At 73.6% G+C, this 25153-nt stretch carries 24 protein-coding genes; 15 read left to right on the forward strand and 9 right to left on the reverse strand.

Features of this window, described 5'->3' with window-relative positions:
• The first annotated feature begins 6 nt into the window (after positions 1-6).
• Both selB and BM290_RS22895 read left to right on the forward strand, forming a co-directional pair.
• On the forward strand, positions 7-1857 hold the full coding sequence (gene selB / locus BM290_RS22890; RefSeq protein ID WP_093617262.1) for a selenocysteine-specific translation elongation factor: 1851 nt from the start codon (positions 7-9) through the stop codon (positions 1855-1857).
• 124 nt (positions 1858-1981) lie between these two features.
• Positions 1982-3796 (forward strand): thiamine pyrophosphate-requiring protein, encoded by a 1815-nt coding sequence (locus tag BM290_RS22895; protein WP_093617264.1) that lies wholly within the window; start codon positions 1982-1984, stop codon positions 3794-3796.
• 34 nt (positions 3797-3830) lie between these two features.
• On the opposite strand, the gene BM290_RS22900 is transcribed toward BM290_RS22895, so the two are convergent.
• From BM290_RS22900 to BM290_RS22910, 3 genes are all read right to left on the reverse strand, one after another.
• Positions 3831-4364: a hypothetical protein gene (locus tag BM290_RS22900; protein WP_093617266.1), complete on the reverse strand. Its 534-nt coding sequence runs from the start codon at positions 4362-4364 to the stop codon at positions 3831-3833.
• Between the two features lie 215 nt (positions 4365-4579).
• Positions 4580-5551, reverse strand: coding sequence for a permease prefix domain 1-containing protein (locus BM290_RS22905; protein ID WP_093617268.1), 972 nt, complete (start codon positions 5549-5551; stop codon positions 4580-4582).
• Positions 5548-5907, reverse strand: a complete 360-nt coding sequence (locus BM290_RS22910; protein ID WP_093617535.1) for a PadR family transcriptional regulator — start codon at positions 5905-5907, stop codon at positions 5548-5550. Before BM290_RS22910 ends, BM290_RS22905 begins: the two co-directional genes overlap by 4 nt.
• Positions 5908-6167: 260 nt before the next feature.
• Here BM290_RS22910 and BM290_RS22915 point away from each other — a divergent pair, with 260 nt between their 5' ends.
• Positions 6168-6632: an Asp23/Gls24 family envelope stress response protein gene (locus tag BM290_RS22915; RefSeq protein WP_093617270.1), complete on the forward strand. Its 465-nt coding sequence runs from the start codon at positions 6168-6170 to the stop codon at positions 6630-6632.
• Positions 6633-6833: 201 nt separating this feature from the next.
• Entirely contained in the window at positions 6834-7424 is a 591-nt protein-coding gene (locus BM290_RS22925; RefSeq protein WP_093617537.1) for a hypothetical protein, read from the forward strand.
• Between the two features lie 3 nt (positions 7425-7427).
• On the opposite strand, the gene BM290_RS22930 is transcribed toward BM290_RS22925, so the two are convergent.
• The gene (locus tag BM290_RS22930) at positions 7428-8009 is read right to left on the reverse strand and encodes a YbaB/EbfC family nucleoid-associated protein (protein WP_093617272.1); all 582 of its coding nucleotides are present in this window, start codon (positions 8007-8009) and stop codon (positions 7428-7430) included.
• Between the two features lie 99 nt (positions 8010-8108).
• On the opposite strand from BM290_RS22930, the gene BM290_RS22935 reads away from it, so the two are divergent.
• The 3 genes from BM290_RS22935 to BM290_RS22945 are packed head-to-tail and all read left to right on the forward strand — an operon-like array spanning position 8109 to position 10535.
• The gene (locus BM290_RS22935) at positions 8109-9200 is read left to right on the forward strand and encodes an NHL domain-containing protein (RefSeq protein ID WP_093617274.1); all 1092 of its coding nucleotides are present in this window, start codon (positions 8109-8111) and stop codon (positions 9198-9200) included.
• A 24-nt stretch (positions 9201-9224) separates the two neighbouring features.
• Complete coding sequence (locus BM290_RS22940; RefSeq protein WP_093617276.1) at positions 9225-9659, forward strand: hypothetical protein; 435 nt, start codon at positions 9225-9227, stop codon at positions 9657-9659.
• Between the two features lie 30 nt (positions 9660-9689).
• Positions 9690-10535, forward strand: coding sequence for a hypothetical protein (locus BM290_RS22945; RefSeq protein WP_093617278.1), 846 nt, complete (start codon positions 9690-9692; stop codon positions 10533-10535).
• A gap of 174 nt (positions 10536-10709) precedes the next feature.
• Here BM290_RS22945 and BM290_RS22950 read toward each other — a convergent pair whose 3' ends face one another.
• Positions 10710-11675, reverse strand: a complete 966-nt coding sequence (locus BM290_RS22950; RefSeq protein WP_239143180.1) for a PfkB family carbohydrate kinase — start codon at positions 11673-11675, stop codon at positions 10710-10712.
• A 41-nt stretch (positions 11676-11716) separates the two neighbouring features.
• On the opposite strand from BM290_RS22950, the gene BM290_RS22955 reads away from it, so the two are divergent.
• Both BM290_RS22955 and BM290_RS22960 read left to right on the forward strand, forming a co-directional pair.
• Positions 11717-12514 (forward strand): protein kinase family protein, encoded by a 798-nt coding sequence (locus BM290_RS22955; protein WP_143133885.1) that lies wholly within the window; start codon positions 11717-11719, stop codon positions 12512-12514.
• A 69-nt stretch (positions 12515-12583) separates the two neighbouring features.
• A complete protein-coding gene (locus BM290_RS22960) occupies positions 12584-13981 on the forward strand; it encodes a protein adenylyltransferase SelO (protein ID WP_239143181.1) in 1398 nt (465 codons plus the stop codon).
• 135 nt (positions 13982-14116) lie between these two features.
• Here BM290_RS22960 and BM290_RS22965 read toward each other — a convergent pair whose 3' ends face one another.
• Complete coding sequence (locus BM290_RS22965; protein WP_143133886.1) at positions 14117-14773, reverse strand: hypothetical protein; 657 nt, start codon at positions 14771-14773, stop codon at positions 14117-14119.
• 302 nt (positions 14774-15075) lie between these two features.
• A complete protein-coding gene (locus tag BM290_RS22970) occupies positions 15076-16503 on the reverse strand; it encodes an aminotransferase-like domain-containing protein (protein ID WP_093617285.1) in 1428 nt (475 codons plus the stop codon).
• Between BM290_RS22970 and BM290_RS22975 the strand changes: the two genes are divergently transcribed.
• From BM290_RS22975 to BM290_RS22995, 6 genes are all read left to right on the forward strand, one after another.
• A complete protein-coding gene (locus tag BM290_RS22975; protein ID WP_093617287.1) occupies positions 16502-17455 on the forward strand; it encodes a DMT family transporter in 954 nt (317 codons plus the stop codon). The two genes, BM290_RS22970 and BM290_RS22975, sit on opposite strands and share 2 nt — an antisense overlap.
• Positions 17456-17488: 33 nt before the next feature.
• The gene (locus tag BM290_RS47475; RefSeq protein WP_143133887.1) at positions 17489-17668 is read left to right on the forward strand and encodes a hypothetical protein; all 180 of its coding nucleotides are present in this window, start codon (positions 17489-17491) and stop codon (positions 17666-17668) included.
• Between the two features lie 153 nt (positions 17669-17821).
• Positions 17822-19012, forward strand: coding sequence for an MFS transporter (locus BM290_RS22980; RefSeq protein WP_093617289.1), 1191 nt, complete (start codon positions 17822-17824; stop codon positions 19010-19012).
• 92 nt (positions 19013-19104) lie between these two features.
• Positions 19105-19719, forward strand: coding sequence for a DedA family protein (locus tag BM290_RS22985; protein WP_143133888.1), 615 nt, complete (start codon positions 19105-19107; stop codon positions 19717-19719).
• 34 nt (positions 19720-19753) lie between these two features.
• Entirely contained in the window at positions 19754-20779 is a 1026-nt protein-coding gene (locus BM290_RS22990) for an aldo/keto reductase (protein WP_239143182.1), read from the forward strand.
• Positions 20780-20833: 54 nt separating this feature from the next.
• Positions 20834-22435: a methyl-accepting chemotaxis protein gene (locus BM290_RS22995; RefSeq protein WP_093617293.1), complete on the forward strand. Its 1602-nt coding sequence runs from the start codon at positions 20834-20836 to the stop codon at positions 22433-22435.
• Here the strand turns inward: BM290_RS22995 and BM290_RS23000 are convergent.
• Entirely contained in the window at positions 22425-24644 is a 2220-nt protein-coding gene (locus tag BM290_RS23000; protein WP_239143183.1) for a putative bifunctional diguanylate cyclase/phosphodiesterase, read from the reverse strand. The genes BM290_RS22995 and BM290_RS23000 overlap by 11 nt on opposite strands.
• A gap of 45 nt (positions 24645-24689) precedes the next feature.
• On the reverse strand, positions 24690-25100 hold the full coding sequence (locus BM290_RS23005; RefSeq protein ID WP_093617297.1) for a MarR family winged helix-turn-helix transcriptional regulator: 411 nt from the start codon (positions 25098-25100) through the stop codon (positions 24690-24692).
• Between the last annotated feature and the right edge of the window lie 53 nt (positions 25101-25153).

The raw sequence follows: 25153 nt of genomic DNA on the forward strand, positions 1-25153 counted from the left end.
CTGAGGATGCACGTCGTCGCGACCGCCGGGCATGTCGACCATGGCAAGTCGACACTGGTCCGGGCTCTGACCGGGATGGAGCCCGACCGGTGGGCCGAGGAGCGCCGCCGCGGCATGACCATCGATCTCGGGTTCGCCTGGACCACGCTGCCCTCCGGGGCGTCCGTCGCGTTCGTCGACGTGCCCGGCCACGAACGGTTCGTGCCGAACATGCTCGCCGGGATCGGCCCGGTCCCGGCCGCGATGATCGTGGTCGCCGCCGACGAGGGCTGGAAACCCCAGTCCGCGGAGCACCTGGCCGCCCTGGACGCGCTCGGGGTCCGGCACGGGCTGCTCGTGGTCACCCGCAGCGACCTGGCCGGCCCCGGCTCGGCTCTGGCCGACGCCACCGCCCGGATCGCCGCCACCTCCCTCGGCACGGTCGAGGCGGTCGCGGTCAGCGGGCACACCGGCGCGGGCCTCGACGACCTGCGTGCCGCCCTCGACCGGCTGACCGCCGCACTGCCCGCATCGGACACCACCGCCCCGGTCCGGCTCTGGATCGACCGGGCGTTCACCATCCGCGGCGCCGGCACCGTCGTCACCGGCACCCTCGGCGCCGGGCTGCTGCGCACCGGCGACGAACTGGAACTCACCGGCGCGGGCCCGCTGCGCACCGGTGGCGACCTGAAGCGCGGCGGCGCCGGCCGGCTGCGCAGCGACGACGACCTGAGGCTCAGCGGCCCTCCCCGGCGCGTCCGCGTCCGTGGCCTGCAGTCCCTCGGCGCGCCGGCCGGCGAGGTCGCCGCCGTCGCCCGGGTCGCCGTCAACCTGCGCGGCGTCGACCGCGACTCGGTCACCCGGGGCGCGGCGCTGCTCACGCCCGGCCGGTTCCGGCTCACCGGCCTCGTCGACGTGCGCGTCCACGGTGACGCCGTCGCCGACCTGCCCGCCACCGTCACCCTGCACACCGGCTCGGCGGCGGTCCCGGTCCGGGTCCGGCCGCTCGGCACGGACACCGCCCGGCTGCGGCTGGGCCGCCCGCTGCCGCTGCGCCTCGGTGACCGGGCGCTGCTGCGCGACCCGGGCCGTCACCACGTCGCCGGTGGCGTCACCGTCCTCGACGCCGACCCGCCCACGCTGGGCCGCCGGGGCGCCGCCGCCGGCCGCGCCGCCGACCTGACCGGCATGGGCGCCACCGCCGACCCGGCCGGTGAGCTGCGCCGTCGCCGTCTGATCCGCCGCGAGGACCTGCTGCGCCTGGGTGTGCCCGCCGACGTGGAGCCGGTCGCCGGGGACTGGCTCGCCGACCCGGCCCACTGGGACGAACTCCGCCGCCGTCTCGCCGACGAGGTCGCCCGGCACGCCACCGATCACCCGCTCGAACCGGGCGCGCCCCTCGACGCGCTGCGCCACCGGCTCGGGCTGCCCGACCGCGCGCTCGTCGAAGCCCTGGTCCAGCCACCACTGCGTCTCCGCGACGGCCGGGTCACCGCCGGCGACCCCGGCGTGCCGGCCGCTCTCGCCGGCGCGGTCCGGCGGGCCTTCGCCGACCTCACCGACCGGCCGTTCACCGCACCCGAGGCACACCGGCTCACCGAGCTGGGCCTCGGAACCCGCGAGGTGGGCGCCGCCGTCCGGGCCGGCCTCGCGGTCCGGCTCGACGGCAACGTCCTGCTTCCCCCGGACACCCCCACCCTGGCGGTACGGGTCCTGGCCGCCCTGCCCCAGCCGTTCACCCTGAGCGAGGCCCGCCGCGCCCTGGACACCACCCGCCGCGTCGCCGTCCCCCTGCTGGAGCTGCTGGACCGTACCGGCGTCACCGAGCGTCTCCCCGACGACCGCCGCCGGATCCGCCCCGCCGTCGGCCCTCAGTGATGCCGGCCTCCGGTGATGCCGGCCTTCGGTGATGCCGGCCTTCGGCGATGCCAGCCTTCCGTGACGCCCGGCTTTTCGTGACGTGACGCCGGTTGATTCGCCGTCGCACGGGTAGTCGGCGGGCATGGCGACGGAGCAGACGGTCTCGGACGTGGTGGTGCAACGGCTCACGGCCTGGGGTGTGCCACGGGTCTTCGGCTACTCCGGCGACGGCATCGACGGGGTTCTCGGCGCGTTGCGGCGGGCCGGGAAGCCGGAGTTCGTGCAGGCCCGCCACGAGGAGGCGGCCGCGTTCATGGCCGTCGGGCACGCCAAGTACACCGGTGGCGTGGGTGTCTGCCTGTCCACTCAGGGCCCCGGCGCCGTGCACCTGCTCAACGGCCTCTACGACGCGCGGCTCGACTCCCAGCCGGTCGTCGCGATCGTCGGGCAGCAGATGACCACGGTTCTCGGCAGCGCCTACCAGCAGGAGATCGACCTGGTCCGGCTCTTCGGTGACGTGTGTGCCCAGTTCGTGCAGGCCGCGCACACCGCCGAGCAGGTGCCGATGCTGCTCGACCGGGCGTTCCGTACCGCGCTGGCCACCCGCAGTCCGACCTGCGTGATCCTGCCGCACGACGTGCAGCAGGCGCCGGCGCCCGACCCGGAGGCCCAGGAGCACGGCGTGCTGGTGACCAGCCCCGGCCTGCGGCCCGCCCGCGTCGTGCCCCGCGACGAGGATCTGCAGGAGGCCGCGGCCGTGCTCGCCGCCGGCGAACGGGTGGCGATCATGGTGGGGCAGGGCGCGTACCGGGCCGCGGCGGAGATCGGCGAACTGGCCGACCGGCTCGGGGCGGGCATCACCGCGTCGCTGCTCGGCAAGCCGGTCCTCGACGAGAGCCTGCCCCGGCACACCGGCGTGATGGGGCACCTCGGCACCACCGCCAGCGACCAGCTGATGCGGCACTGCGACACGCTGCTGCTGATCGGCACCAACGACCCGTGGACCGAGTTCTACCCGAAGCCGGGCCAGGCGCGCGCCGTGCAGATCGACATCGACGGGCGGCGGCTCGGCATCCGTTACCCGGTCGAGGTGCCGCTGCTCGGGGACGCCGCGGAGACGGTACGCGCCCTGCTCGCCCTGCTGCCCGCCCGGGAACCCGGCGCCTGGGCCGGCCGGGTCGAGGAGTGGACCCGCCGCTGGCACATGATCGGCGCGTCCCGGGCCGCCGCCGTCGCCGAGCCGGTCAACCCGCAGCACGTGGTCCGGTCGCTGTCCGGGCGGCTGCCCGCCGACGCGCAGGTCGCCGTCGACGTCGGATCCGTCGTCTACTGGTACGCCCGGCACCTGTGCCTGCCCCGCGGCGTCCCGGCCCACCTGTCCAGCACGCTCGCGTCGATGGGGTGCGGGATCCCGTACGGCCTGGCCGCCAAGCTCGCCGAACCCGGCCGGCCGGTGGTCGTGCTCTCCGGTGACGGGGCGATGCAGATGAGCGGGATCGCCGAGCTCGTCACCGTCGCCGACCGGTGGCGGGACTGGGCCGATCCCCGGTTCGTGGTGTGCGTGCTCGACAACGGCGACCTGGCCGAGGTGAGCTGGGAGCAGCGGGAGACCGAGGGCGAGCCCCGGTTCCCCGGCTCGCAGCGGCTGCCCGGAGTTCCGTACGCGCGGTGGGCCGACCTTCTCGGTCTTCGCGGCGTGCGTGTCACCGGTCCGGACGAGATGGCCGCGGCGTGGGAGGACGCCCTCGGCGCCGACCGTCCCGTCGTCATCGAGGCCGTCACCGACCCGGCCGTGCCACTGCTTCCGCCGGGCCGGCCGTACGAGCAGGTGAAAGCGATGTATCAGGGCCTGGCCGCGGAGTCCGGGCCGATCGCCCGCCGCGCCGAGGCGCATCTGCGCCGGGAGCGGGCCGACGAGGGCTTCGACGACCCGGCCCTCACCGGCGCCGGACAGTGAGACGCCCCCGGCGTCGGCCGGGGGCGCCGCCCGGTCAGCCGACCGGGACGTTGCGGAGCTGGTGCTCGATCAGGCGGTTCGCGAAGATGACGACCTCCGCGTCGCGGCCCGCCGGGCTGAAGTCCCGGCCGGGCTGCCACTCGGCGACCCAGCGCTCCGACCGCTCCACCATCTTCAGCAGGTCGGTGACCGCGCCCGGGTGCCGCCGGCACAGGTCGACGGCGATCCGCAGCCGGCGCTCCGGGACGCCGCGCAGGAACTCCGGCATGCCGGCCCTCCAGGCGAGCGGGTGGACCAGGTAGCCGGCCGGCAGGTTGCCGGGGCCGCCCATCGGCGCCAGGATCCGCAGTGGATCGACGCGCAGCGGCGGCGCGGTGACCCCCATCCAGGCGAGACCGGCGAGGGCCAGCACGATCACCGCGAAGATCGCGGCGAGCGGGTTGCCGGTGCCCATCGCCAGGACGATCCCGAAACCGACCAGCACCAGGCCGCCGCCGATGATCGTCCCGCTGTTGCCGGTCCGGTCGCAGGCCTCCCGCTCGGCTTCGTCGATGTACTTCCGGATCACGTTCTCGAGTAGAGGGTTCGACGGCTTCCAGCGGTCTGCCCGTACCAGAAGGACGTTCGGTGGTGATGAGGTCATGGGGATTCGAGTCCTTCCCGCTCTTCCGTGTGCGGTTTCGCAGACCACGAGGCCCGGCCGTCCGTGGCCGGGCCTTCTCCGGTGGTGCCGCGAGAATCGGCACCCCGGCGCGGGACTTTAGGGTTGTCGCCCCACCCGGGTCAGACCAGCGGCTCGCTGCCGGGAACCGCCGTCGGCAGGCCCCGGCGGGACCGCTCGGCACGGACCGCCACCTCGGCGATGTCGTAGAGCGCACCGGCCACCGCGATGACGATGACGATGCCGGTCAGCCAGCGCAGCGGGTCGGCGCCGTCCCAGCTCAGGGTGGCCAGCCAGGCCGGGTTGAAGAACCGCTCGGTCGCGGCCAGCCAGACGATCGGCCCGGCCGACAGGACGGCCAGGGCGGCGTTGACCACGGTCACCGTCCGCGACCAGGCGCCGCGCCGCGACAGCCAGACCGCATAGAGAGCCTCGAAGATCAGGACCGCGATGAGGTACGGCCACCAGAACGACCAGTTCGCCGGATCCAGCACGGGCTCGGAGGTGAACGTGAACTGCTGCAGGACCAGGGCGGCGATCAGCAGCACCGGCCAGATGATCATCGACCACAGCTGGGCCGGCGTCAGGAAACCCGGCTCGTAACGGGGCAGGTCGTCCAGCGTCCACGGCCGGCGCGGCAGCCCCGCCCGGGTCACTCCGCCCCGCTCCAGCAGGGCGAACGTCAGCGTCGACCAGAACGCCATGTGCGCGCCGACGGTCAGGATCGTGGTGACGGCCGAGCCGACCACCTCGCCGAACGTGGCGTCGCCCAGCGCCCGCACCACCACCGTGAGCAGCACCACGATCGGCAGCACGACGGAGAGCAGCATGGTGATCAGCCGTTTCCACGCCGGGTAGACGGCCGGGCCGATCAGGTATCGGGGCCGGTCGGCGTAACCGTCGGCCAGCCGGTCGGGGTCGCCGAGCTCGGTCAGCGTCTGCTCGACGGCGGTGTCGTGGGCGGCCCCGGCGCCGACCCGGGCGTCGACCGCGTCGTCGATGGAGGTGCGCAGCTCGCGCTCGATGTCGGATCGCTGCTGCTCGGGAACCCGGCGCAGCACGGTGAAGACGTAGCGGTCGATGAGGGTGGTCACAGGTCGCTCCCTGATTCGGTGCCGGCGGGGGTGTCCAGGTCGCCGATCGCTCGGTCCAGCCGCGCCCACTCGCCGCGCAGCGCCGCCGCGATGGCGTCGCCCTGCTCGGTGGTGCGGTAGAACTTCCGCGGCCGTGCCTCGTCGGTGTTCCACTCACTGGTCAGCAGGCCCTGGGCCTCCAGGCGCCGCAGCAGGGGGTAGAGCGTGTTGGCCTCCACCTCGAAGCCGGCCGCGCTCAACGTCTCGAGCAGCGAGTACCCATACCCCGGCTCCCGGAGCACGGTGAGGCTCGCGACGACGACCGTGCCACGGCGCAGCTCCTGCAGATGCCCGGTGAGCGTCGCATCCATTGTCATGTCACTCACCATACTGTGTCTCACACACCATCGCAAGCCGCACAGTGTTGTGGGTCCGGTGGTGGACCGCCGCACCCGTGAGGCGCCTTGCGGTCCGGGCGTTCCGCACCGGTCGCGGGGCGCCCGCGGGACGGGATCGGTGCGGGTGGGGGAGGGTCTGTGCCGTACCGAAAATGGGCTGTGGTGTGCCTCGGGGTCGAGGAAGTTTCACTAGTAGGCTCGGGGCCGTTGTGATACCGGGGTTGGGCAGAGGGACGGATATGAGTGACGAGGCCGAGTTCCACGCGGACCGGACGCAGGAGTTCTACCTGCCGGCCGTGGTCCCGGCCGTGCCGCCGCAGCACGGTGGCGCCGAGGTGATCGAGGTCGCGGCGTTCCGGGGGGAGACCAAGTTCGAGCGGGAGGTGATCGAGAAGATCGCCTCGGCGGCGGCTCGGTCGGTGCCCGGCGTCGTGGAGCTCGGTGGCGATGTGGCCCGGTTCTTCAACTCGGTGCTCGACAAGATCGGCCTGGACAAGGTCGGCGACTCCACCCGCGGCGTGTGGGCCAAGGTGGACGGCACCGACGTGGAGATCACGGTGATCCTGGTGATCTCGGCGGGCGAGGTCGTCGCGGACGTCACCGCGGCGGTGCGCACGGTGGTGATCGAGGCGGTCGAGCGGTATGGGCTGCACGTCAGCGAGTGCACGGTCAAGGTCGACGACATCCGCTTGCCGGAGCACTGACAGTCCCGATCGTTTCCCGGGCGCGAGGCCGGTCGCGAGGCCGGGGCCGGGGCCGGGGCCGGGTGCGGGGCCGGGGCCGGGTGCGGGGCCGGGGCCGGGTGCGGGAAGCGGTTGGTGTCCCGGCATTTCGGATATTCCGGGAAACGCCGTTCGTGGGCCGGTAACGTGCGGTTCGTCGACGGCGTTTCACCGGGGGGAATGATGATCACCGTGCCGGCGGGGAGCAGTCTGACGCTGCGCTGCCCTGGTACGCAGCCGATCGTCCTGGTCTCCCTCGCCGAGGTGGCCGCGCCGTTCCTGGCCGACCTGCCGCCGATCCCGGTCCTCAGCCTCGACGGTCCCGGAGTCCGCCGCATCGGCATCCTGGAGCTGGTCACCTCCTCCGGCGTGACCTGGGTCGAGACCGAGCTCCGCAACGACCAGCTCACCGTGATCGGCGACGCCCCCACCGATGTCGTCCAGCGCCGCGCGTCGACCCGGCGCCCCGGCACCTACCCCGCCGTGGGCACCGCCCAGATCGAGAACCTCGACGGCCGCCACCTGATCCCGGTCACCGGCCGTGTCGAGGACATCTCCACCTCGGGCCTGCTGCTGCGCGCCACCACGGAGGACAATCTGCCGTCCCTGCCGTACGGCATAGAGCGAACCCTCCTGCACGTGACCATGCCGTGGGGCGAGCTGACCGCCGCGGTGACCACCGTCGACCAGCGGGCCGACCTGCTGCGCGGCACCTTCGAGTGGATAGACCCGAACGCCTCGGACGAGCTGCACCGCTTCTGCGGCACCCGCTGACACTCAGCCCGTCCCGGTCGCCCGCCGGATCCAGGCTCCCGGCACACCGATGTCGAAGTGCGCGGCCCGCAGGAGCGTCAGTTGGGCGGTGCGATCGCGGATGAGGTCGTCGAAGGCGGTTACCACCTCGTCGGCGAACGCCTGCTCGGTCCGGGCGCCGAGCGTCCCCTCCGCGATCTCGACCTGCCAGCGCGCGGCGCCGGAGAGGCTGATCCGCACCGCGTGGCCGGCGGATCGGCCGGCACACTCCAGCCGGCGCAGCTGCTCGGCGAACTCGCGTCGGCCCGGATCGTCATGACGCTGCCGGCTCTGCTCCGCCTCGCTGCGGCTCCGGCCCGACGCGAGCCGGATGACCTCCTCGCGCTGCCGGATCCAGGCCACCCACGTGACGGTGCCGAGGCCCGACAGCTGGCGGGACAGCCCGCGCTCGTCGTACCACCGATAGGTCCCCGGGCGGAAGCGCAGCGACAGCCGGTTGTCCCCGGTGACCGTCGCCCGGATGCCGCCGTCCGGGGATGTGGCGGTCACCGTCAGCGCGCGTAGCCGTTCGCCGAGATCGACCTCGCCGTTCCACATGTGATCCACGTTCTCCCAGCTTGATCAACACTTTTCATCGATTCAGGTGAACCTACCGGCGGGTTCCAGTGGTACACCTCGAATGTGATGAGGAAACGTGCCGCCGCCTTGGCGACTCTGGCGGCCCTGGCGCTCGGGGCGCCGGGTCCGGCGTTCGCGCAACCCGGCGGCGCCGCGCCGACGCTGGTGGCCGGTGCGGGGCGTGCCGCGTTCAGCGGAGACGGCGGGCCGGCCACCGAAGCCGCGCTGAACAAGCCGACGGCTGCCGTGGTCGGCGCCGACGGGACCCTGTACGTCGCCGACATGGTCAATCGCCGGGTCCGCGCGATCGGCCGGGACGGCGTCATCCGTACGGTGGCCGGGAACGGCACGTCCACGGTGCCGAAGCTGCCGCTGACGCCCGGCGCGACCGGCATCGGCATCGGCCTGGGATCCCCCAACGCGATCGCTCTCGCCGGTGACGGCACGCTCTTCATCGCCGACAGCACGGTGTCGCGGGTCTACGCGCTGGCCCCGGATGGCGCCGTCACCGTCCGCGCGGATCCCGGCGTCCTCGGAGGGCCGATCAACACCATCAACGGGCTCGCGGTGACCGGCGACGGCGTCCTCTGCCTAACCGACCGGGAGAACAATCGCATCGTCGAGCTTCCGCCCGGCGCCGGCAGCCGGCCGGTCTCCACACCCGTCGGCCTCCCCGTCGGCCTGGCCGCCGACGCTTCCGGCGACGTCTGGATCGTCAGCGCGTCGTCCATGCTGAGCCGCCTGCACGGTGGGAGAGTCGCGACGATCGTCGAGTCGGCGGGCGCCGGCTGGAGGGCCGACGAGGCTCGGCCGAACGCGTCGCCGTTCGGCGCCATCGCGGTCAGCGCCGGTGCGGACGGCGTCTACCTCGTCGACAACGCACGGCGGGCGGTCCGGCGGCTGCACGCCGACGGCACGGTCAGCACGGTGGCGGACCTGCCGGCGGATCCCTTCGGCGCCCGCGATCCGCTCGCCGTCGCCGCCGGCGCGGCACCGGCCGGCCCGCTCTACCTGGTCGACACCGTCGGCAGCCGGATCTTCTCGACGCCGGTCACGGCTTCCGGCCCGGCCGGCGACGAGGAGGCCGCCGGACCGATGTGGCGATGGGCGGCCGGCGGTGCGCTGGCGATCGTGCTCGTGGCTCTCCTCATCTGGATCGTCCGCCGGCGGCGGGCCTGACTGATCGAACGGGGTGACGACGACATGGCGGCCGAAGTGACCGGTGGTGATCTGTTCCGCCTGTGGCGGGTGTCGGAGGTGCATCTGCCGCGGGTGGCCGACGTCTTCTACGACGCCAACCGTCTGCTCGGTGGGTCGCGGGGCGGCGCCGGCACGTTCCGGGCGGGTGCGCCCGCCCATCCCGGTTCGAGTGTCATGACCAGCGCGATCGGCGGCGCCTGGGAGGTGATGCGCGCGGAGCTCCAGGCCATGACCGAGCACGTGGGGACCACGGTGCTGGACGCCGCCCAGGGAGTGCGCAACGCGACCCAGGCCTACCTCGACATGGACATCGCCAACGCCGATCTGCTGCGCGAGCACCTCGCCGATCCGCGGAATCTCGACACGGCGGATCCGGCCTCCAACCCGCCGCTGGCGGGTTCGGGCGAGGACCCCGGCGCGCCCTACCCGACGGCCTGAGCCGGACACGACCGGCCCGAAGGAGGCGTCATGGCGACAACCGATCTGGTCACCCCGGCCGACCTCGCCGGGCAGGCATTCGAGCGGGCGGTACGCGACAGGGCCGGCAAACTGAAGCGGGAGCTGATCCGCCAGACGCTCGAGGACGCCACGTCGTGGGCGCGGGCGGTGAACGACAAATGGGCGAACGCACACCCCGGTGAGTGGGACGGCATCCCGATCGACACGGCCGAGGTCGACCGGTACCGGCAGCAGGTCTCCACCCAGGACTACGAGTGGGTGGTGCCGTCGTTCGAGCGGTTCCTGGCACCCGACCCGGACGCGCTCGACCCGATCATCGACGCCCTCGCCACGATCGAGGGGTCACTGGACGGCGCCGCCAACGCCAACGGAGCCTGGACCGGGACCTCCCCGGCGCTCGCGCGGATCAACGACGTCCGCGACGACCTGAAGTTCTGGGACGGGGCGTTCAAGGACAACTTCATCGACAACTTCGTCACCCCGCTGGAGACGGTGATACCCAACCACCGAGAGGTGATCAGGTGCACGCGCCAGGCGATCGAGGGCGCGAAGATCATCCACATCCGGATGCGCCGCTCGGTGCTGAACATGCTCGATACCGGCATCAAGGCGACCCAGCAGCTCAGCAACGGCGCCTGTACCGGCGCCGACGTGATGAAGTGGGCCTCCATCGCGATGTGCGCGGTGGGCACCGCCGTCGGCGGGTTGGTGACCGGTCCCGCCGCGGTGCTGGCCGGCGCCGTGATCGTCGATGTCAGCGGAACCATCCTGAACGGCCTGGTGCCCCGGACGAGGAGAAGACGAAGCTGGAGCTGGCCGCGGAGACGGCCACGGGCGTCGCCGCCAACATCCTGAACGCCCAGAGCGTCCTCGGGAACGACACCTACATCGCGGAGGAGGACGTCGCCCGGTCCCTGCGAAGCCTGCACCGGCTCGTCGTCGAGGGGCGGCAGCCGACGCTCACATCGAACCGGTCGGGCCCGTTCGGGGTCGCCACGCCGGCGCTGGCCGACGCCACGCCCGCGCAGGTCACCGGCGGCTATTTCCGGCCGGTCCCCCGGTCCTGAGCCGAGTCAGGTCGGGGCGGCCGCCCGGGTGGCGGACGGTCAGGCCGGCGGCCCGCACCGCGAACCCCGCCGCCTCCTCCGGCGGGTCGCCGCGCAGCAGCGCCGCGGTCAGGGCCGCGGTGAAAGCGTCGCCCGCGCCGGTGGTGTCGGCCACCTTCTCGTCGGTGAGTGGCAGCACCAGCTCGCCGGCGCCCCACCGGCGGTCCCGCCAGGCGAACAGGTTGCCGTCCGGCAGGCCCAGCGCCACCAGGCCCGGGCCGGCGTCCAGCAGGTCGTGCGCCGCCGCCCGCAGGGCCTCGCGATCGTCGGCGCCGGTCAGCAGCCGGGCCTCCTGCTCGTCGGCACGGAGCACATCGGAGAGGGGCAAGAGCTTCTCATCGGGTACGCCGTCCAGCACCACGAGCGCATCCCCGGCCCGCCCGTGGCCGGCGGCGGCCGACACCGCCTCCGCGGGCTGCTGCAACTGGACGAGCACGGCCCGTGCCGACCGGAGCCGTCCGGCGGCGCGGTCGACGTCGGCGGCGGTGAGCAGTTCCGGCAGATGCTGCAGGTAGCGCCACTGCCCGTCGCTGTCGAGCGCCTCCACGATCAGCGCGGTCGTGGTGCCCGGGCGGCGTGTCACCGCCGACACGTCGACACCGTCCCGTACGGCCTGGGCCAGCAGCTCGTCGCCGGCCCGGTCGTCGCCGCAGACCGCGACGAGCGCCACCGGCACACCGAGCTGGGCGAGGCCGACGGCCTGGTTGGCGCCTTTGCCGCCGAGCATCTCCCGGCGCAGCCGCACGTCGGCGGCGGCCCCGGCCGGGGGCATCTCGTCGACTTGCAGCACCAGGTCGCGGGCCAGCTGCCCGACCACCACCACGTCCGGGGTCACGGCGAACGGCGTACCCGGGGAGGCCGCCCGGAAACGCGGTGATGGTGTGGTCACCCTGGGTTGCCATGGAGGGGCGGGAGGCCTATGGTGACCGCGTGTTGTCGACTGGTGTCGATATGTATTCGAGGCGCCGTGAGGTCCGGGCCGGCGGCGAGATCTTCTCTGTGCGGGCGTTCGACGAGGTCGTCGCGCTGGACGAGGGCTACCGGGTGCTGCGTGCGGACGCGCGGCAGGGCAGCGGGCGGGGCCGCGAGGTACGGCTCGTCCGGCTCGACGTGTTCCGGGGTGCGCCCGGCGCCGATCAGCGGCGGGCCGAGCTGAAGGTGGAGGCCCGTCTGCACGGCGAGGTGGCGGGGCTGCCGCGGGTCGTGTTCCGGTTCGAGGAGCGGGACGCGTTCACGTTCGCCACCGCGGTGCCGCCCGGGGTGGCGCTGACCGAGCTGTACGGGCGGCCGCCGCTGCCGGGGCGGGCCCTCGCCGCGGTGCTGCGTGGGTTTGCGCTGGTCGGGCGTACCCTCGAAGGTCTTCATCGAACGGGACGAGCGCATCGCGCGCTGCGACCGGAGGTGCTGTTCGCGTCGCGGGACCGGATGTGGCTGCGGGACGCGGGGCTGGCGGCGGCGCCGCCGGAGGCCGGCGAGGGTGTCGATGCCTACCGGGCGCCGGAGCAGCGACGCGCGGTGGTCGGTCCGGCGACCGATGTCCACCAGCTCGCGGCGATCGCCTATCACCTCGTGACCGGGGAGGCTCCGGGCGCGGACCCCCTGCCGGTGGCGCTGCTGCGGCCGGAGTGGGGCCGCCTGGACGAGATGCTGGCGGGGGCGCTCCACCCCGATCCGCGGCGTCGGCCCGCCCTCGGCGACCTCACGGCCGCACTCGCCCGCGCCGCATGAGGTTTCGGTGATTCGACCCACGGTGGCGGTGACGGGATGGCGGGCATCCGGCGACGTACCGTTGGCCGCGTGAGTGACGTATCCGCACCCGTCGTCGCCCTCGGCCACCGCTTCGCCGACGAGCTGCCCGAGATGGCGGTGTCCTGGCAGGCCGCGCCGGTGGCCGAGCCACGGCTGCTCGTGCTCAACGACGCGCTCGCCGTCGAGCTCGGCCTCGACCCCGCGTGGCTGCGCACCGGTGACGGGCTCGCGTTCCTCACCGGCAACCGGCTGCCGGAGGGCGCCGTTCCGGTCGCGCAGGCCTACGCCGGGCACCAGTTCGGTGGATATTCGCCACGTCTCGGCGACGGGCGGGCGCTGCTGCTCGGCGAGATCGGCGGCCGTGACCTGCACCTCAAGGGCTCGGGGCGGACACCGTTCGCCCGTGGCGGCGACGGGCTCGCGGCGGTCGGGCCGATGCTGCGCGAGTATGTGGTCAGCGAGGCCATGCACGCGCTCGGCATCCCGACGACCCGGTCGCTCGCGGTGATCGCGACGGGCCGGAGCATCGTCCGGGAAAATCTGGCGCCCGGCGCGATCCTGGTGCGCGTCGCGGCGAGCCACCTGCGGGTCGGCAGTTTCCAGTTCGCCCGCGCCACCGGTGACGACGCCCTGCTCGGGCGGCTGGTCGCGCACGCCGTGGACCGGCACCACCCGGAGGCGGGGGACGCGCTCGGGCTCTACCGGGCGGTCGTCGGCGCGCAGGCCGAGCTGATCGCGCGCTGGATGCTGACCGGGTTCATCCACGGCGTCATGAACACCGACAACATGACCATCTCCGGGGAGACCATCGACTACGGCCCGTGCGCGTTCATGGATGCGTTCGATCCGGCCACGGTGTTCAGCTCGATCGACGAGGGCGGCCGGTATGCCTACGGCAATCAGCCCGCCATCGCCCAGTGGAACCTCGCCCGCCTGGCGGAGGCCCTGCTCCCGCTCCTCGACGACGATCCGGAGCAGGCGATCACCAAGGCCACCGGGGCGCTGGAGGAGTTCCGCGGCCGGTATGCGTCGGCCACGCTCCACGGGTTCCGCGCCAAGCTGGGCCTGACCGGGAGTGCGATCGACGATGCCGCGCTGACGTCGCTCACCGAGGATCTGCTGGCGCTGCTCAAGGCCCACCGGACCGATTTCACGTCGTTCTTCCGCAACCCGGATGCGGCCGGCGACGAGTTCGGCGACTGGATCCGGCGGTGGCGGAGCCTCGACCCCGACACCGAGGCCATGAAACGCGTCAACCCGGTCTACATCCCGCGTAATCACCTGGTCGAGGAGGCCCTGGCCGCGGCCACGGACGGTGACCTCGGCCCGCTCCACCGGCTCCTCGACGCGATCACCTCACCGTTCGACGAGCGGCCCGGCCTTGCCCGTTTCGCGGAGCCGGCGCCACCGGAGTTCGGCACGTATCGCACGTTCTGCGGGACCTGATCCGGCCGGTCGGCGGGCGCAGCGGAGGCTCAGGTGTGGCGCCACCGCCGTGCCTGGCCGGCCGATGGCCGTCGGCCAGCGACGTCGAGGTTCCGGTGTGGCGTCACCGCCACGCCGGCCGGCCGATGTCGCCGGTCAGGCGCGGTAGAGGTTCAGGTACTCCGCGGCCACCGCCGGTAGTTCGTCCTCGTCGTCCTCGGCGAAGAAGATCTCGTTCTCCAGCCAGTAACGGCAGATGAACGCCTCGAACGACTCCGCACAGAACTCGATCTCGTCGGGATCCCCGGCCGGTTCCTCGCCGTGCTCGTAGAGGTCGACAGTGCAGACCACCGCGTGTTCGGAGCCGTCCTCGGTGAGGTAGAGATACCAGTACAGGCAGCCCTGCTGGTCGGCGAGGAACCGGACGAGGTGCCCCTTCCCGGTCGGTGACGGCACCGGGCCGACGTCCAGGTCCAGGTAGCAGGCGGTGGACGACCGGACTCGCTCCTGCAGGTGCGGGTCGCTCATGAACCGTACGAAGGAATCCGGCAGCGCCGGCCCGGCAGCCTCGCACGCGGACCGCAGAAGCGGAAGCTCCTCCTCCGTCCCGCCGTCGGCGTTGATCGCCCACTCCTCGTGGGCCCTCTGTTCGCGCAGCCACCCGAAGTCACCGCTCAACGCGAACGGCAGCGGCGGCAACTCCGCGAACGAGTACTTCCCGTAGGTCCCCACGTCGGGCCGGGCCGCCACGCCCGCCGACGCCATCCCGGTACCCCACCACGACGCCGGAAACGGCGCCTCCTCAGCCTTCATGCCCGCCATCCTGCCCGAGCCCGCCCGCGCCCCGGCGCCCCGGAGTCGCCGTTCCCCGTCGCACCTCCGCCGGCCCCGGTCGTGCCGCCCGAAGGCGATGACGGCTCGTTGCCCTCGGCCGGTTTGCCGTCGGAAGTGGTGGTGATTCGTTCCGGGCCGGGCGATGGGGTGTGTGGTGGTCTGCCGCGGTTCGCTGATCTCGGCCACCGGGGCGGTGGGCCGGCTGGGGCCGGGTGGCCCGACGGGTCGTGGCCGGCCGGGGTGTGCACCGGGTTCGATCACCGGGCGTGGTGCTGAATTGGTCAAGGCCGGGTGACCGGGACGACCGTGGCCAGGCGGCGGACGGCTTCGTCCATGGCGGACGGGGGCGCGGCGGCGTAGGTGAGGCGCAGGTGGGGGCCCGGGGGCTCGGCGGCGTGCCAGGGACGGCCGGGGAGGACGACCACGCCGGCGGTGGCTGCGGCGGTGGCCACGGCCACGTCGTCGGCTCCGGTGGGGAGTGGGGTCCACAGGTGCAGGCCGCCCGCGGGGACGGTGGGCGGGACCAGGTGCGGCAGGTGGCGGTGGAGGGCGGTGAGCAGGGCGTCGCGGCGGGTGCGGAGTTCGGTCCGTAGCGTGCGGCGGTGACGATGCCAGGCGGGGCTCGTGACGAATTCGAGGGTGGCCTGCTGCAACGGGCCCGCCACGAAGAAGTCGTCGAGGAGGCGGGCGGCGCGCAGGCGGGCGCCGGCCGGGCCGCGGGCGCCCAGCGCGGCGACCCGGAGGCCGGGAGCCGCCGACTTGGTGAGCGAACGCAGGTAGATCACGTGGCCGCCGGGGTCGGAAGCGGCCAGCGGCGGTGGCGGGTCGCCGTCGATCGTCAGGTCGCGGGCGTAGTCGTCCTCGATGAGGAACGCCCCGGCCTCCCGGAGGGCGGCCAGCACCGCGGGCCGCCGGGCCGGGGACAGGGTGGCGCCGGTCGGGTTGGCATACAGCGGCTGGCAGTAGAAGAGCCGCGCACCGGTCCGGGTGAACGCCGCCGCCAGCTGATCCGGTAGCACCCCGTCGCGGTCGGCGGGGACGGGAACCACCCGCAGCCCGGCGGCGTGCGCGGCGGCCAGCGCGCCGAGATAGGTGGGCGACTCGACGAGCAGCGTGTCGCCGGGCTCGGTCAGCGCACGCAACGTGGACGACAGCGCCGCCTGCCCACCGGAGCAGATCACCATGTCCTCCGCCCGGAGCCCGGGATCGGAGGGGATTGGGGTGGGTGCGGAGGTTTCGCGGGCGAACCAGGACCGGAGGTCTTCCCGGCCCTCGACGGGGCCCCGCTGCCAGGCGGCCGGCTGGCGGGCGGCCCGGGCGAGCGCCGCGCCCAGGGCGGCCGCCGGCTGAAGGTGCGCGTCCAGATAGCCGCCGGTCAACGGGATCGCGCCGGACGGCGGTAACGCCAGTAACGCCTGCATCTCCTCCTCGCCGAAGCGGCGGGGACCGAGCGCCACCGTCTGCCACGACATGTCCGGCGGTGACGACGGCGCGGCGGAGCGGGCCGCGACGAACGTCCCCCGCCCGGAACGTGTCTCCACCAGCCCTTCAGCAACCAGCTGGCGGATCGCGGCGGCGACGGTGACGGGCGAGGCCTGGTGTCGTGCGGTCAGCTCGCGCACCGACGGCAGTCGTGTCCCGGCCGGCGCGGCCCCCGCGAGGCCGCGCAGCTCTTGGACGACCCGCGCGGCTGCGTTACTGTTGAACATGAGAGACAAGAGTAGCGCTACCGCCGCCAGTGCGATAACACTCGGCGCGCTGGGAGTGCTCGCGTTCAGCATGTCGCTGCCGATGACCCGGGTCGCGGTGCAGCAGCTCGATCCGTGGTTCGTGGCGTTCGGGCGGGCGGTCGGGGCCGCCGCTCTGGCCGCGGGATACCTGTGGCTCAGCCGTGCGCCCCGGCCCACCCGGGCGCAGTGGCGACGCCTGACGGTCGTGGCGCTCGGGGTGGTGGCCGGGTTCCCGCTGTTCACGTCGCTGGCGCTGACCAGTCAGACCTCGGCGCACGGCGCGGTCGTCATCGCCCTGCTGCCGGCCACCACGGCGGTGCTGGCCGTGCTCCGGGCGGGGGAGCGGCCACGGCCGCTGTTCTGGCTCGCGAGCGGCGGCGGACTCGGCGCGGTGCTGACGTTCCTGCTGCTCAGCGGCACGGTACGCGGCGGCGTGACGGTCACCGACCTCTTTCTTCTCACGGCGGTCGGCCTGTGCGGGCTGGGTTACGCCGAGGGTGGCGTGCTGGCCCGGGAGCTGGGCGGCGCCCGTACCATCTGCTGGGCTCTGATCGTGGCACTGCCGGTGACCGTGCCGCTGACGCTCGCCGCGACCGCCGCCCGCCCGCCCCATGCCGGCCCGGCCGGCTGGGCGGCGTTCGGCTACCTCACCGTGGTGTCGATGTTCCTCGGTTTCTTCGCCTGGTATGCGGGGCTCGCCCGGGGCGGGATCGCCCGGGTCGGCCAGATCCAGCTGGCGCAGCCGGTGCTCACCCTGCTCTGGTCGGCGCTGTTGCTGAACGAGCGGGTCGGCCTCGCATCGGTCGCGGCGGCGCTGATCGTGCTGGTCTTCGTCGTGCTGACCCAGCGGTCCCGGGCGGTCCGGCCGGATGAGCCGGTGACGGTCGATGTCCGTCCGGGCACTGATCACCAGGTCGGGTCCGCCGCGTGACAGGACCTGCTGCAGCCGGTCCACTACCGGCGGATGCCGGAGGCGTGCGGGCATCGGGCCGCCGAACCCCGCGGGGCGATCTGCGGCCCGGAGCAACGGCATGCGGCGGCCCGGCCGGGCGATCCGGTCGCCGCCCGGCGACTGCTCGACCACACCGAGGACGGCGTACGGGCGACGCGCGCCGTCCGCCGATGGCTTAGGGTGCGGGAGTGAACCCGGTCCAGGCCATCGCCGCCGCCTACGCGCGGTGGATGACGCCTGACCTGCCGCTGTACGGCAACGACCACGACCGGGCCGACTTCGCTCCCTGACGCGCGCGCTGTTCCCCGCCACCCGTCAGCGTCGAATCTCCCGGAGCCGTCCGTCATGTCCCCACTCGGCATCGTGCTGCGCGCGAAACACGTGCGTGCCCTGCTCGTCTCCAGCCAGACCGGCCGTCTGCCGATGGCCGCCGCCCCGCTCGCCCTGCTCCTGCACGCCCGCGAGGCGCACGGCCTCACCCTCGCCGGGCTGGTCGTCGCGGCGTACACCGCGGGCATGGCGGTCAGCGCCCCGCTGCTCGCCCGGATCGTCGACCGGTGGCGGCAACCGCCGGTGCTGTGGGGGTCCGCGCTGCTGTCCGCGGCCGGGTTCGCCGCCGTCGCCGCGAGCGGCCACCACATCCCGGTCATGATCGGGGGCGCGATCGTCGCCGGGTTCGGGACACCGCCGCTGGAGGCGTGCCTGCGCGCCCTCTGGCCGGCGCTGGTCCCCGGCGAGCACGTGGCCGCGGCGTACTCGCTGGACCTGGCCGTCCAGGAGGTCATCTACGTGACCGGACCGCTGGTCACGCTCGCCGCCGCCGGTCTCGCCGGCCCGGCCGCCGGGCTCCTGGTGATGGCCGTGCTCCAGCTCGCCGGTGTCGCCGGGTTCGCCCTGACGCCCGTGGTGCGGACCTGGCGCGGCGAGGCGGGCGCCCGGCACTGGGCCGGGCCGCTGCGGGTGCCCCGGTTCGCCGTCATCGTCGCCGGGGTCGTCTGCGCGGGCGCCGCCGTCGGCAGCCTGCCGGTCGTCGTCACCGGTTACGCCGAGGCCGCCGGGAACCGTTCGCTCAGCGGTTGGCTGCTCGCCGCGCAGGCCGTGGGCGCCCTGACCGGTGGCCTGCTCTACACCCGGGTCCGGCCGGGCGGCCCGGGCCGGCTGCCGTTGACCGCGGCCGCGTTCGCCGCCGGATACCTGCCGCTGCTGCTCGTGCCGGGACCGGCGCCGATGGCGGTGCTGCTCGCGGTCAGCGGGTTGTCCCTGCCGCCGCTGCTCACCGCGGTCTTCCTCAGCGCCGACCGGCTCACCCCGCCGGGCACCGCCGTCGAGGCCTTCGCCTGGATCATCACCGCGTTCACGGTGGGCAGCGCGGCCGGAGCGGCCGTGGTCGGGCCGCTGGCCGGAGAGGGCCTCCGGCACGCGTTCGCCTTCGCCCCGCTGGCCGGCGCGGTGGCGGTGCTGGCGATGTCGGCGGCCTCGCTCCGCTCGTCCGCCCGGGACCGGCACAGGACGCCGGGCGGCCGGTCACGGGGTTGACGTGCGGCGTATCCGTGGATGTCACTGACCCGCTGCCCGCAGCTGCGAGCGTTCGACAGCGGTGGGGTTCGACGGCAGTGGGGGAGGAGCCGATGCCGCACGTCGATCTTCCGGCCCTGGGCGGCTGGGCGCTGGTGGCCGTGTTCACGCTCGTCGTGCTGGACGCGTTGCTGCCGTTCATGCCGGGCGAGACGATCGTGGTGGCCGGCGGGGTGGCGATGGCCGGGAACGGACGGCCGGTCCAGGTCCTGGCGCTGCTGGCGGCCGCGACCGCCGGAGTGCTCGGGGGCGACCTTCTGGCGTACCGCATCGGGGGTCGCAGTGGGCCGGCGGTGACCCGCCGCCTGCGGCGAGGCCGCCGCGGCGCCGCACTGCACGACGGGGTGGTCGCGGTGATGCGGCGGCACGGCCCGCTTCTGCTGGTCTTCGGCCGACATCTTCCGGGGGTACGATCGGTGGCCGCCTACACCGCCGGCGCGGTCGCCTTCCCGGTCCCGAGGTTCGTGGCGTGCACCCTGGCCGGCGGTCTGCTCTGGACCTGCCAGGCGGTGCTGCTCGGCTATCTGGGCGGTGTCGCGTTCGCCGGCAGTCCCCTCGCCGGCCTGTGCGCGGGCTGGCTGGCCGCGGCGGTGCTGACCGGCGCCGCGGTGCCGGCCCAGCGCCTGCTGGGCCGCCGTGCCGCCGAAAAGGTCGGCGGCGGGGTTTGACCTGGAGCGCGCTCCAGGTCCTAGCGTCGATGCCATGAGCACAACGCGTATCGGAACCATCGAACTGGGACGGACCGGCGAGCAGGTCAGCAGCCTGGCGCTCGGGGCGATGCAGATGGGCAGCGCCACCGCGGAGCCGGAGGCGGTCCGGATCCTGGATCGCTACCGGGAGCTGGGCGGTTCGTTCCTCGACACCGCGGACTGCTACGAGTGGTGGTCGACGCCGGGCAGCCGGGGCGGTGAGAGCGAGGAGCTGCTGGGCCGCTGGATGCGGGCGCGCGGCAACCGGGACGAGATCTTCCTGGCCACCAAGGGTTCGGCGGTGCCGGAGTTCTCGCCCGAGCTGTGGGCGGCCGACGGCACGGCGAACTGGGAGCTGGCGCGACGGACCTTCGCCGGCGCCGGGGCGGACACGCTGCGGCACGCGCTGGACGGGAGCCTGCGGCGGCTCGGGGTCGACCACGTGGACCTCTATTACGTGCACGTCGACGACCGGGCGACACCGCTGGAGGAGACGCTGGAGGCGCTGGCCGGCCTGGTGTCCGCCGGCAAGGTGCGCCACCTGGGCTGGTCGAACGTGCGGACCTGGCGGCTGGAGCGGATCCGGCAGCTGTGCGACCGGCACGGCTGGCCGGCGCCGGTGGCGCTGCAGCAGCAGCACTCCTACCTGCGGCGCCGGGCGGGCCTGAGCACCGCGTCGATCGTCGACGACGAGCAGATGGACTACCTGACCGAGCACCGTGACCTGACGCTGGTCGCCTACTCGCCGATCGTGAAGGGCATCTACGACGATCCGGCGCGGCGGGCCGAGCACTGGATGATGGAGTCCTACGCGGGCCCGGACGCCGACGCCCGCCTGCGGGTCGTCACCGAGCTGGCCGCCGAGCTGGGGATCACCCCGAACCAGCTGGTGCTGGCGTGGCTGCTGCACCGGTCGGAGCCGCCGGTGCTGCCGCTGATCGGGCCGCGTACCCCGGAGCAGTTCGAAAACCTGGTGCCCGCGCTGGGGGTGAAGCTCGACGCCGCCCAGTTGACGCGTCTCGACGAGGCGGGAGCCTGAATTTCCAGGTTTCGGCAGAGATTTCGGTATTGACTGGATACCGGGGGTGGGCCGATGGCGCGCAAGGGTGGCTGGGCTGATCTGCCGGTTCTGATGAAGGTGCTGTGCACGGTGCTGGTCGCCGCATTCGCGGCGGCCGTCGCCGGCACGGTCGGTGTCATCAAGCTGGGCGAGGTCGACGAGGCCGGTGGCGGCATCTTCGAGCGCAACCTGATCCCGGCGGTACGGCTGGCCGACGTCGACGGCCTCGCCAACGAGGTCCGGGCGACGATCCTGCGGCACGTCATCGCGACCGACCCGGCGGAGATGGCCGAGCGGGACCAGGAGATCACCCAGTTCCGTGAGGAACTGGAGACGGCGTGGTCCGAATACCTCAAGACGCCGGCCGCAGAGGGTGAGGCGGCGGTCCGGGAGCAGTTCGAGTCCGCGCTCGCCGAGATGTACGCGGCGGCCGACGACCAGGTGCTGCCGGCCAGCCGGGAGCAGCGGACCGCCGACGCGGCGAAGGCCGAGAACACCGTCTTCGACCCGGCTTTCGACAAGGTCAGTGACGCCCTCGGCGCGCTGGGGGAGATCCAGAAGAAGGAGGGCACGGCCGGCGCCGACCAGGCCCAGGCGGCGTACCTGTCGGCGCGTACGCAGTTGATCGTCATCCTGGTCGTCGGCATGGTGCTGGCGCTGGGAATCGGCTTCTACGTGGCCCGGTCGGTGAGCGGCGGGCTGTCCCGGGTGGTGGCCGCGCTGCGCCGGGTCGAGCAGGGCGACCTGACGGCGACCGTCGACGTGCACTCGAAGGATGAGGTGGGGCAGCTCGCCGCCGCCCTGAACGCGACCACCGGCCGGCTGCGGTCGGTGATCGGCGTCGACATGTCCCGGACCGCGGTCAGCCTGTCGGCGGCGGCCGAGGAGTTGGCCGCGGTGGCCGCGCAGCTGCAGGCCGGCGCGGGGGACGCGGCGAGCAAGGCGACCCACGCGTCGCGGGCCTCCGAGGAGGTCAACGCGGGGGTGCAGTCGATCGCGGCGGGCGCCGACGAGATGAGCGCCTCGATCACCGAGATCGCCTCGAACGCGGGGCAGGCCGCGCAGGTCGCCACCAAGGCGATGTCGGTGGCGGAGCGGACCAACGCGCAGGTCGCCGAGCTGGGGGAGGCGAGCGCCGAGATCGGTGAGGTGGTCAAGCTGATCACCAGCATCGCCGAGCAGACGAACCTGCTGGCCCTGAACGCGACGATCGAGGCGGCCCGCGCCGGTGAGCTGGGCAAGGGGTTCGCGGTGGTGGCCGGCGAGGTCAAGGAGCTGGCCCAGCAGACCGCGAAGGCGACCGAGGAGATCACCGCCCGGATCTCGGCGATCCAGTCGTCCAGCAGCGCCGCGGCCACCGCGATCGCGGAGATCACCGAGGTGATCGGGCTGATCGGGGACTACACGACCACGATCGCGTCGGCGGTGGAGGAGCAGACCGCGACGACGGCCGAGATGAGCCGGTCGGTGGCGGAGGCGGCCGGCAACAGCGGCGACGTGGCGGTCACCGTCGGCGGGGTCGCCGACGTGGCGGCCGCCACCGCGGACGGGGCCCGGACCACGCAGCAGGCGGCGGACGAGCTGACCCGGCTGGCGTCGGAGCTGACCGCGATCGTCGGCGGGTTCAGGCACTGACCGCGTCGGCCGCGGCGGCAGCGGTCAGGATCTCCAGGATCCCGGCGGCGTCGACCGGGTGGGAGAGCAGGTAGCCCTGGGCGTACTCGCAGCCGAGCTCGGCCAGGACGGCCAGGTCGTCGCCGTCGTCGACCCCCTCGGCCAGGGAGGACATGCCGAGCGCGTGGGCCATCCCGATCATGGCGTCGGCCAGGGCGCGGCGGGCCGGGTCGGCGGCTATGCCGTTCACCACCGTCTGGTCGATCTTGACGGTGTCCCAGGCGTGGTCGGCGACCCGGGACATCGACGAGTACCCGGTGCCGAAGTCGTCGACGGCGATCTGCACACCGGCGCGGCGCAGCGGGCCGAGCGCGGCCTCGACCGTCTCCGGCATGGCCAGGCCCATCTCGGTGAGCTCCAGGGTGAGCGCGGACGCCGGTGACCCGGCCCGGTCGAGGGCGGCCAGGACCACCTCGGCGGTGCCGGCGTCGAGCTGGCGCGGCGACAGGTTGACCGCGATCGGCACCCAGCGTCCGGTCCGGTTGTACCAGGTCCGCTGCTCGTGCAGGGACTCGTCGAGGACGACCGCGAACAGCTGGCCGACCGTGCCGGTGGCCTCGGCGACGCCGACGAACGCGGCCGGCGGCAGGACGCCCTCGGCCGGGTGCTGCCAGCGGGCCAGCGCCTCGACCGAGCTGAGGCTGCCGTCGTCGACCCGGAACACCGGCTGGTAGACGCAGAACAGCTCGCCCGGATGGGCCAGCGCCCGGCGGAAGTCGGCGTCCCGGCGCAGCCGCTGGGTGGCCTCGGTCCGGCTCTGCACGTCGAAGCGGATCATCCGGCCCCGTCCGGCCGCCTTGGCCTGGTACATCGCGGTGTCGGCGTCCTGGAGCAGGGCCTCCGGGTCGGCGTTGAGTTCGCCGGTGGTGCGCAGCCCGACGGAGAGCGACGCGAAGAACTCGCTGCCGTCGGCGAGGCGCATCGGCTGGGCCATCTCGGCGGCGACCCGCTCGGCGATCGCGGCGGCCTCGTCCTCGCCGACCGACGGCATCAGGATGACGAACTCGTCGCCGCCCAGCCGGCAGGCCACGTCACCGGGGCGGATCGCGTCCTGCAGCCGGTCGGCGATGGCGACGAGCAACTGGTCGCCGGCGTCGTGGCCGAGGCTGTCGTTGACGTTCTTGAAGTGGTCGAGGTCGCAGAAGAGCAGGCCGACCCGGGCCGGGCCGCCGACCGGCAGCGACGCGAGCGCCAGCGCCAGCCGGTCCATCAGCAGCGCCCGGTTCGCCAGGCCGGTGAGCGCGTCGTGGCCGACCCGGCGGGCCAGGTCGTGGATCGGGGTGATCAGCCGCAACGCGACCAGCGCGACCGACGCCCAGGTGCCGGCCACCAGCGGCAGGTCGTCGGCCGGCTCCCAGAACACGTGCAGGGTGGGCAGCAGCAGGGCCGCGCCGAAGAGGGTGACCGCCCGGGTCACGGTGAGCGTGGTGACGGTCGACCGGCGGGGCGTGGCGTAGACCATCGACGGGTGCAGGCCGGCCGTGGCGATCAGGATCGGCATGGCCATCCAGCCCAGGTCGATCAGCCGGCCCTCGACGTAGGTGCCGGTCAGGCTCTGGTGGGTGTAGAGGGCGTCCGAGACGAACCAGGCGATCAGGCCGCCGAGCAGCCAGCGCACGCCGGGGGCACGCAGCTCCACGCCGAGGGCCAGCGCCAGCGAGCAGTAGAGCACCACCAGGGTGCTGGCCGGGGCGGCCACCGCGACGAACTGTGCGAGCGGGGTGCCGTTGGTGCCGACCAGCGGGTTCACCACGAGCAGCCAGGCGATGCTGGCGAACGGGGCGAGGATGACCGCCGAGTCGAGGAAGGCGGTGCGCCCGGAGCGGGCGGCGAGCAGCGCGGCGCCGGCCGCGATGGCCAGGTGGGCGGCCAGGTAGAGCGCGTCGGCCACCGACGGGAAGGGCGCGTGCTCGCCCCGGGCGGTGTAGGACGCGAAGACGATGTCGCCGAGCCCGGAGAGCGCCAGCCCGGCCACGATGATCTGCCATCCGAGCCGCCGTTTGGGCGCGTTGCGGGTGAGCCCGATCCAGGTGGCGATCGGGGCGGTGCAGTTGAGCAGCACGTAGACCCAGCGGGTGGCGGCGTTGAACGGGGTCAGCACGTAGGCCGCGGCCGCCGCCGAGGCGAGGACCAGGTAGATCCACCACAGGTGGCGGAGGAACCCGCTCATACGCATGGTGGTCTGATCGGCCGCCGGACGGCCGAGACGAGGACTTCACGCCATCGACTGCCAGGCGGTGATCAGGGACTGGCGGAAGTCCGCGGCCTGCTCCGCGGTCAGTTTGGTGATCATCCGGGACTCCAGGTCACGGACCGGGGCGTCGACCGCCGCGAGCAGCGCCCGCCCCGCGCCGGTGAGGTGGATGAGCAGCTCGCGCCGGTTGGCCGGGTTGCGCTCGCGGCGGATCAGGCCGCGCGTCTCCAGGGCCCGGACCAGGTCGGCGATGGACTGGGCGGTGACGAACGAGTCGCGGGCCAGCTGGGCCGCGGACAAGCCGTCGTGCCGCTCCAGGACGGTGAGCGCCGTGTACTGCAGGGCGGTGATGCCGTGCCCGCGGACCACCTCGTCGAGGCGGGCGCGCACCGCGAGTTCGAGCTGTTTTACGAGGTAGAGCAGAGACGGCATGGGCGGCACGCTACACCATTGACAGGAAACCTGATCGTCCTCCAGGATCGGAT

Source organism: Actinoplanes philippinensis, assembly GCF_900113015.1.
Classification (GTDB): Bacteria; Actinomycetota; Actinomycetes; order Mycobacteriales; family Micromonosporaceae; genus Actinoplanes; species Actinoplanes philippinensis.

Excerpts from the sequence above, each read along its gene's own strand:
- BM290_RS22980 (WP_093617289.1), top strand. The coding sequence starts at position 17,822 with ATGTCCCCACTCGGCATCGTGCTGCGCGCGAAACACGTGCGTGCCCTG.
- BM290_RS22995 (WP_093617293.1), top strand. The coding sequence starts at position 20,834 with ATGGCGCGCAAGGGTGGCTGGGCTGATCTGCCGGTTCTGATGAAGGTG.
- BM290_RS22925 (WP_093617537.1), top strand. The coding sequence starts at position 6,834 with ATGATCACCGTGCCGGCGGGGAGCAGTCTGACGCTGCGCTGCCCTGGT.
- BM290_RS22965 (WP_143133886.1), bottom strand. The coding sequence starts at position 14,773 with ATGAAGGCTGAGGAGGCGCCGTTTCCGGCGTCGTGGTGGGGTACCGGG.
- BM290_RS22915 (WP_093617270.1), top strand. The coding sequence starts at position 6,168 with ATGAGTGACGAGGCCGAGTTCCACGCGGACCGGACGCAGGAGTTCTAC.
- BM290_RS23000 (WP_239143183.1), bottom strand. The coding sequence starts at position 24,644 with ATGAGCGGGTTCCTCCGCCACCTGTGGTGGATCTACCTGGTCCTCGCC.
- BM290_RS22910 (WP_093617535.1), bottom strand. The coding sequence starts at position 5,907 with ATGACAATGGATGCGACGCTCACCGGGCATCTGCAGGAGCTGCGCCGT.
- BM290_RS22945 (WP_093617278.1), top strand. The coding sequence starts at position 9,690 with ATGGCGACAACCGATCTGGTCACCCCGGCCGACCTCGCCGGGCAGGCA.
- BM290_RS22940 (WP_093617276.1), top strand. The coding sequence starts at position 9,225 with ATGGCGGCCGAAGTGACCGGTGGTGATCTGTTCCGCCTGTGGCGGGTG.
- BM290_RS47475 (WP_143133887.1), top strand. The coding sequence starts at position 17,489 with ATGCCGGAGGCGTGCGGGCATCGGGCCGCCGAACCCCGCGGGGCGATC.
- selB (WP_093617262.1), top strand. The coding sequence starts at position 7 with ATGCACGTCGTCGCGACCGCCGGGCATGTCGACCATGGCAAGTCGACA.
- BM290_RS23005 (WP_093617297.1), bottom strand. The coding sequence starts at position 25,100 with ATGCCGTCTCTGCTCTACCTCGTAAAACAGCTCGAACTCGCGGTGCGC.
- BM290_RS22895 (WP_093617264.1), top strand. The coding sequence starts at position 1,982 with ATGGCGACGGAGCAGACGGTCTCGGACGTGGTGGTGCAACGGCTCACG.
- BM290_RS22975 (WP_093617287.1), top strand. The coding sequence starts at position 16,502 with ATGAGAGACAAGAGTAGCGCTACCGCCGCCAGTGCGATAACACTCGGC.
- BM290_RS22985 (WP_143133888.1), top strand. The coding sequence starts at position 19,105 with ATGCCGCACGTCGATCTTCCGGCCCTGGGCGGCTGGGCGCTGGTGGCC.
- BM290_RS22970 (WP_093617285.1), bottom strand. The coding sequence starts at position 16,503 with ATGTTCAACAGTAACGCAGCCGCGCGGGTCGTCCAAGAGCTGCGCGGC.
- BM290_RS22990 (WP_239143182.1), top strand. The coding sequence starts at position 19,754 with ATGAGCACAACGCGTATCGGAACCATCGAACTGGGACGGACCGGCGAG.